Annotated in this window: 12 protein-coding genes; 7 read left to right on the top strand and 5 right to left on the bottom strand. The window is 70.2% G+C overall.

From position 1 onward, the window contains the following. Nucleotides 1-51 precede the first annotated feature (51 nt). Both RJT68_RS03220 and RJT68_RS03215 read right to left on the bottom strand, forming a co-directional pair. A complete protein-coding gene (locus RJT68_RS03220) occupies nt 52-1548 on the bottom strand; it encodes a sodium:solute symporter family protein (protein WP_407038941.1) in 1497 nt (498 codons plus the stop codon). Further along, a complete protein-coding gene (locus RJT68_RS03215; protein ID WP_407038940.1) occupies nt 1545-1829 on the bottom strand; it encodes a DUF3311 domain-containing protein in 285 nt (94 codons plus the stop codon). Before RJT68_RS03215 ends, RJT68_RS03220 begins: the two co-directional genes overlap by 4 nt. 183 nt (nt 1830-2012) lie before the next feature. Between RJT68_RS03215 and RJT68_RS03210 the strand changes: the two genes are divergently transcribed. Together RJT68_RS03210 and dnaG are read left to right on the top strand one after the other, a co-directional pair. Further along, a complete protein-coding gene (locus RJT68_RS03210) occupies nt 2013-2957 on the top strand; it encodes an ArsR/SmtB family transcription factor (protein WP_407038939.1) in 945 nt (314 codons plus the stop codon). A 181-nt stretch (nt 2958-3138) separates the two neighbouring features. Beyond that, entirely contained in the window at nt 3139-4485 is a 1347-nt protein-coding gene (gene dnaG, locus RJT68_RS03205) for a DNA primase DnaG (protein ID WP_407038938.1), read from the top strand. Between the two features lie 108 nt (nt 4486-4593). Here dnaG and RJT68_RS03200 read toward each other — a convergent pair whose 3' ends face one another. Further along, nucleotides 4594-5937: a DUF92 domain-containing protein gene (locus RJT68_RS03200; RefSeq protein ID WP_407038937.1), complete on the bottom strand. Its 1344-nt coding sequence runs from the start codon at nt 5935-5937 to the stop codon at nt 4594-4596. Nucleotides 5938-6226: 289 nt separating this feature from the next. On the opposite strand from RJT68_RS03200, the gene RJT68_RS03195 reads away from it, so the two are divergent. Continuing rightward, nucleotides 6227-6832 (top strand): undecaprenyl diphosphate synthase family protein, encoded by a 606-nt coding sequence (locus RJT68_RS03195; RefSeq protein ID WP_407038936.1) that lies wholly within the window; start codon nt 6227-6229, stop codon nt 6830-6832. Nucleotides 6833-6838: 6 nt separating this feature from the next. Here RJT68_RS03195 and RJT68_RS03190 read toward each other — a convergent pair whose 3' ends face one another. After that, on the bottom strand, nt 6839-7084 hold the full coding sequence (locus RJT68_RS03190) for a hypothetical protein (protein ID WP_407038935.1): 246 nt from the start codon (nt 7082-7084) through the stop codon (nt 6839-6841). 61 nt (nt 7085-7145) lie between these two features. Next, the gene (uppS, locus tag RJT68_RS03185; protein ID WP_407040312.1) at nt 7146-8102 is read right to left on the bottom strand and encodes a polyprenyl diphosphate synthase; all 957 of its coding nucleotides are present in this window, start codon (nt 8100-8102) and stop codon (nt 7146-7148) included. Between the two features lie 241 nt (nt 8103-8343). Here uppS and RJT68_RS03180 point away from each other — a divergent pair, with 241 nt between their 5' ends. From RJT68_RS03180 to hemA, 4 genes are all read left to right on the top strand, one after another. Next, the gene (locus RJT68_RS03180) at nt 8344-8748 is read left to right on the top strand and encodes a DUF5778 family protein (protein WP_407038934.1); all 405 of its coding nucleotides are present in this window, start codon (nt 8344-8346) and stop codon (nt 8746-8748) included. 93 nt (nt 8749-8841) lie between these two features. Next, nucleotides 8842-9960, top strand: a complete 1119-nt coding sequence (gene ahbB / locus RJT68_RS03175) for a siroheme decarboxylase subunit beta (protein ID WP_407038933.1) — start codon at nt 8842-8844, stop codon at nt 9958-9960. A 30-nt stretch (nt 9961-9990) separates the two neighbouring features. Further along, complete coding sequence (locus RJT68_RS03170; RefSeq protein WP_407038932.1) at nt 9991-10647, top strand: precorrin-2 dehydrogenase/sirohydrochlorin ferrochelatase family protein; 657 nt, start codon at nt 9991-9993, stop codon at nt 10645-10647. Beyond that, nucleotides 10644-12062 carry a glutamyl-tRNA reductase gene (gene hemA / locus RJT68_RS03165; RefSeq protein WP_407038931.1) on the top strand — a complete coding sequence of 473 codons (1419 nt, stop codon included), beginning with the start codon at nt 10644-10646 and terminating at the stop codon, nt 12060-12062. Before RJT68_RS03170 ends, hemA begins: the two co-directional genes overlap by 4 nt. The last annotated feature ends 12 nt before the right edge of the window (nt 12063-12074 follow it).

The following is a 12074-nucleotide window of genomic DNA, read 5'->3' as shown; positions in this document are numbered from 1 at the left end:
CCGGGGCCGGCGTTAGATTCCGGTCCCGAGGCTTGGGACGAGGCGCGCGACTCACGCGGCGTCGGGGTCGTCGCTCGCGAGCCCGTCGAAGTAGATCGCCCGCCGTTCGTCGGGGGCGGGCGACGTCACCGTCGAGACGGCGACGGTGAGAACCAGGCCGATCCCCATGCCGACGAGTCCGGCCGACCACCCCGCGTAGGTGGCCGGAACCGCCGGGACGAACAGGCTCGAGAGGTAGAACGCCTGGCTGGCGACGACGCCGGCGACGATCCCGGTTCGCGTCGTCCCGCGCCAGTAGAGGGCCACCACCACGGGGAGGGCGAGTTGCGCGAAGCCGGAGAAGGCGGCGTCGCCGAGCTCGAACAGGGTGGCCGGTCGCTCGAGGCTGACGAGGAACGTGGCGACCGCGAAGACGACGACGCCGGCGCGTGCGAGCAGGTCCTCGCGCCGCTCGGAGAGGTCCCGATCGACGAAGGGGCGGTAGAGGTCCCGCGTGAAGTACGACGACCCCGACAGCAGCATCGAATCCGAGGAGGACATCATGGCGGCCATCGCGCCGGCGATGACGACCGCGGCGAACCAGGCGGGCGTGAACTCGTCCAGGACGAGCGGCAGGACGTTGCCGCCCTCGGGCGTCTCGATGCCGAAGCCGAACGCCCAGGCGCCGAGCATGAACGACGGGACGAACAGGAGGATGCAGAGGATGGGCCAGAGGACGAACGACCGCTTCAGCACCGTCTTCGAGTCGGCGGCGAAGAAGCGCTGGTTCACCTGCGGGAACATCGCGACCCCGAAGCCGATCGTGATCGCCGTCGAGAGCATCCACCGGGGCGTGTAGTACTCGCCGCCCAGTTCGAGGTACTCAGGCGCGGTCGCGGCGAGTTCCGCGGTCGCGACGCCCGGACCGCCCACCTCCGCCAGCACCCAGAGGAGGGCGGCCCAGGTGGTGACGAGCATGAACGCCCCCTGGATCGTGTCGGTCCAGGCGACGCCGCGCATCCCGGCGGCGACGACGTAGACGATCATGAACGCGGTCAACAGCCCCGCTCCCGCCGCGTACGGGATCGCGCCGTCGGTCAGCGCCTCGAGGGCGGTGCCGGCGCCGACCTGCTGGAGCATCAGGTACGGGAAGAGCCAGACGAGGCTGATCGCGGCGACGAACCCCCGGAGCGCGGGCGAACCGAAGCGGTCGCCGAGCATCTCCCCGAGGGTGACGTAGCCGTACCGGTTGCCGAGCAGCCACTGCTTGTAGCCGACGACGTACCAGAGGATCGCGAAGATGAGCCCGTCCATCAGCCCCATCACGAGCACCCACTCCGGCCCCTGCTGGTTGGCGAGGTTCGGGCCGGCGAAGAACGTGAACGCCGACAGCAGGGTCGCGAACGTCGTGAACAGCAGGACGACCGTCCCGAGGGTCCGACTCGCGAGGTAGTAGTCCTCGGCCGTCCGGTCGGTCACCCGGTAGGCGACGAGGCCGACGGCGAGGACGAGCAGCAGGTAGCCGACGACGATGGCGAGCTGGAGCTCGACGGCGGCCGCCGCGGTCATCGGGGTTCACCCCCCGATCCGGCCTCCACTCCTCCGGCGGCGTCCGATCCTCCGGCGGCGTCCGCCCCTCCGGTGGAATCCGGTTCGATGCCGATTCCCCACGCGCGGTTCGCGAACACCTGGAAGACGACCGACGCGAGCAGGAGCCAGCCGACGTGCCACCACAGCCACAGCGGCAGGCCGGCGACGATCGTTCCGTCGCCCCACAGGAACCACGGAATCGCGAGGGCGCAGAGGACGACGGCCACGGCGATCCACGAAGCGAGTTCGACGCGACGCATGTGCGAACTCGCCGCCGCGGATTGATATTTGTTACTCTTCAAACTCGAGGGTTGAAGAGAGAATTTCACCATTCGGCGGATTCGAATTACCCCGTCGCAGCCACTCGATTTCCCTAGCTAAAAGCGCTCTTTCACCAATGGAAAGGGGTATACGTGTCGGCAATCGAATGGGAATCGACCCGCATGGCCCGGCTCTTCCCCCTCCGCTCCGAGACGCCCGCCACGGAGGGTCGGCCGCGCGTCGTCGACCTCGAGGGCGAGGACGCCGACGCGGTCTTCGGCGCGCTCTCCTCGACGACGGCGCGAAGGATCTACGCCAGACTCGCCGAGGAGCCCGCCACCCCCAGCGACGTCGCGGAGGCGGTCGACTCCTCGATCCAGAACGTCCGCTACCACCTCGAGAAACTCGAAGACGCCGGCCTCGTCGAGGTGGTCGACACCTGGTACTCCTCGCGGGGCAACGAGATGAGCGTCTACGCGACCACCGACGGGCCGCTGATCGTGACGGCGGACGAATCCGCGGGCGACCGGGTGCGCGAGATCCTCTCGCGCTTCCTCGGCGGCGTCGGCGCGCTCGCCGTCGGGAGCGTCGTCGTCCAGCGGGGGCTCGAGCGGTACGCGGCGCCGAACGTCGGCGGCGAAGCCGACGGTTCGGCCGGATCGACGGCGGACGCTCCCGAGGACGACGGTGACGGTGACGGCGGCGGATCTGAGGACGACGGCGACGACGGCGGATCCGGGGACGGTGACGACTTCACCACCGCGGACGCCGAATCGGACGAGACGGACGACGGAGACGACAGCGGGAACGCGGAGGAGGACGCCGGTGCCGACGACCAGGCCGAGGCGGACGACGGGAACCCGAGCGACGGATCCGGCGAATCCGGCGCCGAGGAGGATGCCGCGGCGGACGGCGGTGACGCGGTCGACCTCGATCCGACCGCCGGCGACGGCAACGGAACGGCCGAGAACGTCTCCGAGGCGGGCGAGGTGGCGGAGGCGATCTTCTCGACCGTCCCGCCGGGGATGCTCTTCTTCCTCGGCGGCCTCGTCGTGTTGCTCGCGGTGACCGCCTACTGGTACTGGAAGACGGCTCGCCCCGAGCGTCGGTACGGGCGGGCGTACTGAGTCGAGACTCACGCTCGAGCGGAGACGTTCGACGATCGGGCTCGTATTCGGGGGTCGGACTCGCGTCCGATCGTGATCGCGCGCGTGGCAGTCGGGTCAACAGCTATTTGCCGCTCAGCGACTAAATTTCACCAACCACGATCTATGCACGCGTCTCGTCATCACGCGGGGCGGATCTCTCATGGAAGATACGTCGAAATACCTCATTCACGCGGACGTCGCGGCCGACGGGGTGGTCGAGCGGAGTGACGTCGTCGGCGCGATCTTCGGCCAGACCGAAGGGTTGCTGGGCGACGAACTCGACCTCCGCGACCTCCGCCAGTCCCAGAAGGTCGGCCGGATCGACGTCGAAATCTCGAGCGCCAACGGACAGTCCTACGGCCACCTGACGATCGCGACCAGCCTCGACAAGGTCGAGACGGCGACGCTCGCGGCCTCCCTCGAGACGATCGACCGCGTCGGACCGTGTCGGGCCGAACTCGAGGTGACGGGCATCGAGGACGTCCGCGCGGCGAAACGCAAGGAGGTCGTCGACCGGGCGAAGGAACTGCTCCGGACGGGCTTCGACGACTCGGTGATGTCATCCGAGGAGATTCTCGCGGAGGTCCGCGAGTACGTCCGCGTCGAGGACGTCACCGAGTACGAGGGGCTCCCCGCGGGGCCGCGGGTGACCGACAGCGACGCCATCATCGTCGTCGAGGGCCGCTCCGACGTCCTCACGCTCCTCAAGTACGGCATCAAGAACGCCATCGCCGTCGAGGGGACGAACGTCCCCGACGCCGTCGCCGAACTCACCCGCCACCGAACGGTCACCGCGTTCCTCGACGGCGACCGCGGCGGCGACCTCATCCTCGAGGAACTCGCGCAGGTCGGCGATATCGACTACGTCGCGTTCGCGCCCGCCGGCGAATCCGTCGAGGACCTCGACCACCACCAGGTGTTCGCCGCGCTCCGAAACAAGGTCCCCTACGACGCCGTCTCGGGGATGAGCGAACCGCGCGAGGCCGTCGCCGCCACCGACGGGAGCGCGAGTCCCGCACCCGCGCCGCTCCCCTCGTCCTCGTCAGCCTCGGCCGCCGAAACCACGGAGACCGCCGACGAACCGACCGCCTCCGACGCCGACGTCGCCGCCTCGACCCCGAGCGCGTCCGAGGACGTCACGGGTACGGCGGACGAGGGGAGCGGTGCGGTCGAGGCCGGGACGGCCGATCAGCCCGACGACGTCTACGGCCACGCCGCCGCGATAATCCGCGAAGGAACCGACCGGGTCCGGTTTCTCGACGGCGACGTCGAACCGATCGACGAGGCCCCCGCCGGCGAGGCCTACGGCGCCCTCGAGTCGCTCGAGGAGGCCCCGAAGACGATCGTCCTGGACGCCATCCTGGGCCAGCGGCTGCTCGACCTGGCGTCCGACCGCGGCGTCGACCTGATCGTCGCCCGCGCGCTCGGGCAGTTCACCAAGCGACCGACCGACGTCCGGATCCACTCGATCGACGAGATCGCGGAGACGGCGCCGGACGACGAGTGATTCGGACGGCGCACGAGTTCGGACGACGCACGAGTTAGGACGGCGCGAGGTCTGACGACGCGCGAGATCGGACGGCGGTGGTGCGAGTCGAGATCGACGGCCGGCCGCTCACCCGACGTTCACGACCGACACGACGGCGAGCGCACAGACGGCGGCGCCGACGAGCGTCGCGAGGAAGTTCACGCCCTGATTTCCGAGGACGTTCCCCTCGAGCGTCGCGCCGAGCAGGCTGTCGACGGTCATGCCGACGACCCCCGCGGCGACGACGACGCCGGCCCCGAGGAGGTCCACCTCGGGGAAGAAGGCGTAGGCGATTCCGGCGACGGCCGCGGCGCCTGCGAGGCCCGCCGCCTCGCCCTGCCAGGTCACGCCGCCGTCGGTGCCCGGATCGACCGGCTCGAGGGTGGTGATCAGCCGCGGCCGGTCGAAGACGCCGCCGATCTCGCTCGAGAGGGTGTCGCTCATCGCCGTCGCGACCGACCCCGCGAACGCGTACTGGAACAGTTCCGGGTTCGGATCGCCGGGGACGAGGCCGGAGGCGCTCGCGGCGAAGCCGAGCACCGCCGCGAGGGCGATCGCGGAGTTTCCGAGGACGTTGCCGCTCCCCCGGGCGCCATCGTTGTCCTCGGCGACGCCGCGGGCGGCCTTCTCCTCGTAGCGGTACTTCGAAGAGAGCCCGCCGATCGCGAAGAAGGAGATGAGGACCGCGAACCAGCCGTAACCCCCGAGAACGATCGTCAGCAGGCCGAGCAGGATGCCGGTGAGCATCCCCGCGATCGACGCCGTTCCGAGCGCGTAGGAGACGTAGCCCAGCGCGACAGTGATCGCGAGCGCGAGGAGGATCTCGCCCGCCCCGATCGCGGGCTCGAGTTCCGCGAGCAGCCACAGGAGGAGTCCGACCGTCAGCAGGACGATCGGATCGTCGTGGGGGTACATGACGTCGCGCAGCAGGGCGGCGAAGACGGCCCCGCTCGCGGCCAGAAAGAGGATCGACGGGAGCCGCGGTTCGATCGAGGCGCCCTCGAGGGCGAGGGAGGCCGCCTGACCGGAGATCGCGGCGGTCGTCCCGACGACGCAGAACGCGGTGACGGCGAGCACGTCGCCGTCGTCGGGCGCGTCGGGTCGCGAGCGGGCCAGCTCCTCGGCGAGGATCCCGTAACCGAGGAGCAACACGGCCCCGACGAACGTGGCGGCGGTCATCGAGGTGGCGACGGTGAGGTAGCCGAGTCCGGCGACCGCGAGGACGAAGGTGACGAACCCGTAGAGGCGCCCCGCCTCGTAGTCGACGGGGTAGGCGAGGAGATCGAACAGCGGTCCGTCGGTGACGACGATCGCGCCGACGAGGACGATCGCCGCGACCGAACCGGCGACCCACGGACCGAAGAGCGGAACGACGAGCGAGAGCGTACACAGCGCGGCGAACGCGCCAGCCCGTCGGACGGGTGCTGTCACGATATCCGATCTTTTCTGTGGGGGTTACTTTAAGGTTCCCGAACCCGGCGCCCGAATTCTCGAATTTCTCGGATGTCAGTGGGTCTACCGCACGACTAGCGGCGGACGATCACCGATCACTCGACGGCGCGAACCGATGACCGTCGCGATCCGATCACCGTCGCGATCCGATCCGGTCGGACGGGATCCCGGCCCTGCCCCGCGGCGGAAGGCGCACCGTCTCGCGAAATCGAGCGCGCGCCGGGCAGCGGAACGCAATCCGTATGTAGCCCGACGGGAACCTTCGAACGTGGGACTGTACGAAGGGTACCTCACCTATCGCATCCGCCGGACGGGCGCGGAGGGTCCGGATCACGTCGCCCTCGTCATCACCGAGCGCGACCTCCTCGAGGACGGCGCCTACGAGACGCTCACCGACTTCATCGCGTGGGCGCTCGAGTACGCCTCCCAGATCACGGTCTACGTGAGCGTCCTCGACCGCGCGGCGGTGCCGACGCTGCGCCGGGACCTCGAGTCCCTCGACGCGCCTCGAGCGGTTGCCGTCCGCGGGCCCGAGGACGACGCGCCCGCCGACGCGCCGATCCGGATCGGCATCGGCCTCGGCGGCAAACACGAGTTCACGAACGCCGTTCGCACCCTCGCCGAGAGCGTCGAGGCGGGCGACCTCTCGCCCGACGAGATCGACGCCGAGGACGTGGAGGGCCACCTCGTCTTCCCCGCGGAACCGGACCTGGTGATCAAGACCGGCGCCGAGCGCCTCTCGGATTTCATGATCTGGCAGTCGGTCTACTCCGAACTCTACTTCACGGACGTCAACTGGCGCGACTTCCGCAAGCGGGACTTCCTCCGGGCGGTCCGGGAGTACCGGAACCGCTCCCGGCGGTTCGGTCGCTGACGTCGATCAGCGCCCGTTCCGGCCCCGTCGCGCCGGCGCTTCGAGGGCTCCGGAGACGAACGTGGTGAACGTCGTCACGACGCCGCCGGTGAGCAGGAGGAATCCGGCGCCGAGCGCGAAGTAGTGGCGAGGTCGGTACGCGTCGGCCGCCGAGGCGGGGTGACCGAGCACGCCGTCGAGCGCGAGGACGAACAGCGTCGCGAGCCCCCCGGCCGCCGCCGCGATGCCGAGCGCGAGGTGGAGTCGATTCATGTGGTTGTCGCACGCGGTGGGGAGTTCGTGCGGGATGGGATCGGGTTCCGACGCGAGGTCGTCAGTCCGCCGTCGGCCCGCTCGAGTCGAGGTCGCCGGCGGTCGCCTCCGCCTCGGCGTCCAGTTCGTCGACGCTCGCCTGCTCCGCGGTGGGGAGGGAGTCGCGAAAGCGAGCCAGGATCGAGCGGGCCTCGGCGAGTTCCGCCTCGCTGACGGCGCCCAGCAGGGCGAGCGCCCGGCGAGCGCGGGTGCGCCGCCAGGACTCCTCGCGGTGTTCGTAGGTCCGGATGCCCCGCAGGAAGTCCGTCTTCGAGAACTCCGGCCAGTAGGGCGTACAGAAGAAGACGGCCGCCTCGTTGCCGTTGGCGTGCCACGGCAGGAAGTTCGAGGTCCGCTCGTCGCCGCCGGTCCGGATGATCAGGTCCACGTCCCGGACCGGCCGGTCGTAAAGCCGGTTTTCGATCGTCCCGACGTCGATGTCGGCGGCCTCGAGGTCGCCGGCCTCGACGTCTCGGGCGACGCTTCGGGCGGCCTCGAGCAGGTGGGCGCGCCCGCCGTAGGCGAGCGCGACGTTGAGGACGAACCGGTCGTACTCGCTCGTCCGGGACTCGGCGTAGTCGACGGCCTCCCGGACGCGCTCGGGGAGGCGCTCCACGTCTCCGATGACGCGGATGGCGACCTCGTTCTCGTGGACGCGGTCGGCGTCGGCGAACTCCCGCAGCTTCTCGCTGAGGAGGTCGAACAGCGCCTCGCGCTCGTGGGGCGGGCGGTCGAAGTTCTCCGTCGAGAAGGCGTAGAGGGTGAGCTCCTCGATGCCGATCTCCTGGCACCACTCGAGGACGCGCTCGGTGGTCTCGGCTCCCTCGCGGTGACCGTGGGGCGCGTCGTCTCCCCGCTTCCGTGCGTAGCGCCTGTTCCCGTCCTGAATCACCGCGACGTGGGTCGGTACGCCGGTGATCTCCCGGGAGAGCAGCCGCTCGTAGGCCGACCGGGCGCGTTGCTCGAGCCACCGCTTCATCGTCTTACCTGTTGCCATCGGCCACTATGTCTCTTGCGTGTTAGTTCGGCCCACGCGGGATCGAGCCGCGGGCCCCACGGGCTGACGCTTCGCCGTCCGGGATCGACCCGGTGAACCGCCCAGGGTCGGGGCGACGATCCCCCCAGGATCGAGGCGATGACCCGCCATTCGACGGCCGTACTCGTCGATCCGGCGAGGAAATCGTGACGGCTATCCCTTCGGACGCGCTCGGTTGGGGATAATGGCAGACGTAATCGACGAGGACCTCTACAACCGGACGAAGGCGCTGCTCGAACCCGGCGACGTTCGGCTCAACGGGGCGATCGTCCACACCGAGTACGGCGGGCAGGAGGACGTCAAGATGATGCAGGCGACGATCGACGTCGGCGACGTCATCGCCGAACACGCCGGCCACGACCCGACGGACTGCTACGTCTACTCGGGCAACGACGACCCGAACTTCTCCTCGAACCAGCACCAGGGGCTCACCCTCGAGGGCGACGAGTTCGTCTGGGAGTGCCAGCAGCTGCTGCGAAACGGCACGTTCGACGTCGTCATCTACTACGAGGCGAGCGCCGACCACGAGGCGATCCTCGAGGACGTCCGCGACCTCGGCTACGAGGTCACGGGCGTCGAAGGGGACTGAGACCGAACGCAGGGGCGCGAGACCGATCGAACGCCCGTCTCGAGCGCGGATCGTCCCGATTCCCTTATGTGAGTCGCCGCCGGACGTTCGCGTATGAACGCGGACGTCGACCTCGCGCTCACCGAGCGCGAACGCGCGGTCGTCAACGCCTTTCAGGGCGGGTTCCCGGTCGTCGAACGGCCGTTCGAACCCGCCGCGGCCGCGATGCGCGAGCGCGGCGACGGGGTCGACATCACCGGCGAGGAACTGCTCGAGACGATCCGCGACCTGGACGATCGGGGCGTCCTCTCGCGGTTCGGGCCGCTGGTCAACGCCCAGGAGATCGGCGGCGCGGCGACGCTGGTCGCGATGCACGCCCCCGAAGAGCGCTTCGACGAGGTCGTCGAGGCGGTCAACGCCCGCCGGGAAGTGGCGCACAACTACGAGCGCGAGCACCCGTACCTGAACGTCTGGTTCGTCGTCTCGGTCGCCGAGCGCGAGGCGCGCAGCGACTCGGACCGAGCGAACGGTGAACCCGTGAGCACGCGCGTCGAGGAGGTCCTCGCCGAGATCGAGGACGAGACCGGGCAGGAGACGTACAACCTGCCCAAACGGCGGGAGTTCCGCGTCGAGGCCAAGTTCTACGTCGACGGCCCGCTCGAGGGCGGCGTCGACTGCTCGGACCTCGGCCCGGACGTCGCGCCCGTGGATCGGCGGACGCTCACGCCGGCCGAGCGGGACCTCGTCCTCGAGATCCAGGACGGCCTCCCCCTCACGGAGACGCCGTACGCCGACGTCGCCGAGGCGATCGGGCGGGAAACCGAGTGGGTGCTCGAGACGATCGCGCGGTTCGACCTCGAGGGGAAGATCCGCCGGGTCGGGGTGATCCCGAACCACTACGCGCTCGGCTACACGGAGAACGGGATGACGGTCTGGAACGTCCCGGACGAGGTGGTCCCCGAGGTGGGACCCGCCGTCGCCTCGCTGCCGTTCGTCACCCACTGCTACGAGCGCCCGCGCCACGAGGGCGTCTGGCCGTACAACTTCTTCGCGATGACCCACGGCCGCTCCGAGGAGGAGAGCCGCGAGCGGATCGAGCGGGTCCGGGAAGCGATGGCCGAACACTGGGACGTCGCGGACGACGACTGGGACAGCCTGTTCTCGACCCGGATCCTGAAGAAGACGGGCATCAGGCTGGCCGAACGGGCCGACGCGAACACGCGAGCCGAGTAGCGCGGAGAACCGAACCGATCCGAGAGACCGATGATCCCGCTCCTCCACGACTTCACGGACGCCACGGTGCTCGTCGTCGGCGGCGGTCCCGTCGGCGCGCGGAAAGCCCGCCGCTTCGCCCGCGAAGCCGAGGTCGTCGTCCTCAGCCCGACGTTCGCCGACGCCTCCTTCGGCGGCGCCGAGTTGGTGCGGGCCGCGCCGACGCCCGTCGATATTTCCGACTGGCTCGAGCGAACCGCGCCGGCGCTGGTCGTCGCGGCGACCGACGACGAGGCGGTCAACGAAGCGGTCGTCGAGGCCGCCCGCGACCGGGGAATCCTCGTCAACCGCGCCGATCGCGCGGGGGAGCGAGCGCCCGGGAGCGTCGTCGTTCCCGCCACCGTCCGGGAGGATCCCGTCGTCGTCTCGATCTCGACCGGCGGGACCGCGCCCGCCCTGAGCAAGCACCTCCGCCGAGAACTCGAGGAGACGCTCGCGGGCGCCGGCGAGATGGCGACGGCGGTGTCGGGGCTCCGATCGGAACTCAAAGCGCGGGGCGTGGCGCCCGAGCGGCGGCGGGAGATCGTCACCGACGTCGTCAATTCCGAGGCCCTTTGGACAGCTTTACGTAGCGGTACTTCCAACCCTTCGAAAGTGATCGAGGACGTGCTCGGTGCGGAACTGTCGACAGGGGGTGAGACGCGGTGATCTCGGCGGGGGTCGTGACGAGCGCTCGCGTGACTCACGAGAGCGGGACCGTCGACGACCTCGCGGCGGCGAGCCCCGACGGCCAGCGCGACGGCGTCGCGGGCCTGCTCGCGCTGCCCGAGATCGAAGAGGCGTTCGTCCTCTCGACGTGCAACCGGGTCGAAGCCTACGTCGTCGCCCCCGACGCCGCCGTCGGCGAGGTCGCCCTCGAGAAGTTTTTCGCGGCCGTCGACGACGAGGCGGTCGTGCTCGCGGACCACGACGAGAGCCTGGAGCACCTCCTCCGGGTCGCCACCGGCCTCGAGTCGGTCGTCCTCGGCGAAGACCAGATCATCGGTCAGGTGCGCAGCGCCTACGTGGACGCCCACGAGGAAGGCGGCGTCGGCTCGCTGCTCGAACCGGCCGTGACGAAGGCCATCCACGTCGGCGAGCGCGCCCGCACGGAGACGGAGATCAACGAGGGCGTCGTCTCGCTCGGCTCCGCGGCGACCCGACTCGCCGCCCGGACCGTCCCCCTCGAGGGGGCGACCGCGCTCGTCGTCGGCGCCGGCGAGATGGGGCGGCTGGCCGCCCGGAGCCTCGCGGACGCCGGTATCGACGAGGTGGTCGTGGCCAACCGAACGGTCACCCACGCCGAACACGTGGTGAACGCCAGCGCAGACGCGGTCGACGCGCGCGCCGTCCCCCTCGCGCGGCTCTCGACCGCGGCCTCCCGGGCGGACGTGATCGTGACGGCGACCGGCAGCGACGAGCCGATCCTCGAGCCCAACCACCTCGAGGGCTGCGACCGCGAGCGAGTCGTCGTCGACCTGGGTCAGCCCCGGGACGTCCGGCCCGAGGCCGCCTCGCTCCCGGGCGTGACGGTGTACGACCTGGACGACCTCGAGACGATCACCGAGGAGACCCGACGCCAGCGCGCCGACGCCGCCCGCGAGGTGGAGGCGATCGTCGCCGAGGAGTTCGACCTCCTCTGCGAGCAGTACAAGCGCTCGCGGGCGGACGAGGTGATCGCCGCGATGTACGAGTCCGCCGAGCGGATCAAACAGCGCGAACTCGAGACCGCCTTCGCCCGTCTCGAGAGCGCGGATTCGGGCGGGCGCGAGACCGGTGGCGGAGACGGAAGCGGAACCGGGGACAGCGAACCGGACGGGGCGGCGTTCACCGACGAGCAGCGCGAGATCGTCGAGTCGATGGCCGACGCGCTCGTCAGCCAGTTGCTCGCGCCGCCGACCAAGAGCCTCCGGGAGGCCGCCGCGGAGGACGACTGGAGCACGATCAACACGGCGTTGCAACTGTTCGATCCCCAGTTCGGCGACGACCACCGACCGACCAACCTCCCCTCGGCGGTGCTCGAGGCGGGGCCCGAATTCGAGGTCGAGGCGGACGCGCCCCTCGGGGCGACCGACGACGACTGAGCGCGGAGCCGT

Origin of the sequence: Halovalidus salilacus (assembly GCF_031852275.1) — an archaeon.
GTDB lineage: Archaea > Halobacteriota > Halobacteria > Halobacteriales > Natrialbaceae > Halovalidus > Halovalidus salilacus.
This window is presented reverse-complemented; position numbering and strand designations above follow the sequence as displayed.

Excerpts from the sequence above, each read along its gene's own strand:
- RJT68_RS03220 (WP_407038941.1), bottom strand. The coding sequence starts at position 1,548 with ATGACCGCGGCGGCCGCCGTCGAGCTCCAGCTCGCCATCGTCGTCGGC.
- RJT68_RS03215 (WP_407038940.1), bottom strand. The coding sequence starts at position 1,829 with ATGCGTCGCGTCGAACTCGCTTCGTGGATCGCCGTGGCCGTCGTCCTC.
- RJT68_RS03190 (WP_407038935.1), bottom strand. The coding sequence starts at position 7,084 with ATGAATCGACTCCACCTCGCGCTCGGCATCGCGGCGGCGGCCGGGGGG.
- uppS (WP_407040312.1), bottom strand. The coding sequence starts at position 8,102 with ATGAAGCGGTGGCTCGAGCAACGCGCCCGGTCGGCCTACGAGCGGCTG.
- RJT68_RS03170 (WP_407038932.1), top strand. The coding sequence starts at position 9,991 with ATGATCCCGCTCCTCCACGACTTCACGGACGCCACGGTGCTCGTCGTC.
- RJT68_RS03180 (WP_407038934.1), top strand. The coding sequence starts at position 8,344 with ATGGCAGACGTAATCGACGAGGACCTCTACAACCGGACGAAGGCGCTG.
- ahbB (WP_407038933.1), top strand. The coding sequence starts at position 8,842 with ATGAACGCGGACGTCGACCTCGCGCTCACCGAGCGCGAACGCGCGGTC.
- RJT68_RS03210 (WP_407038939.1), top strand. The coding sequence starts at position 2,013 with ATGGCCCGGCTCTTCCCCCTCCGCTCCGAGACGCCCGCCACGGAGGGT.
- dnaG (WP_407038938.1), top strand. The coding sequence starts at position 3,139 with ATGGAAGATACGTCGAAATACCTCATTCACGCGGACGTCGCGGCCGAC.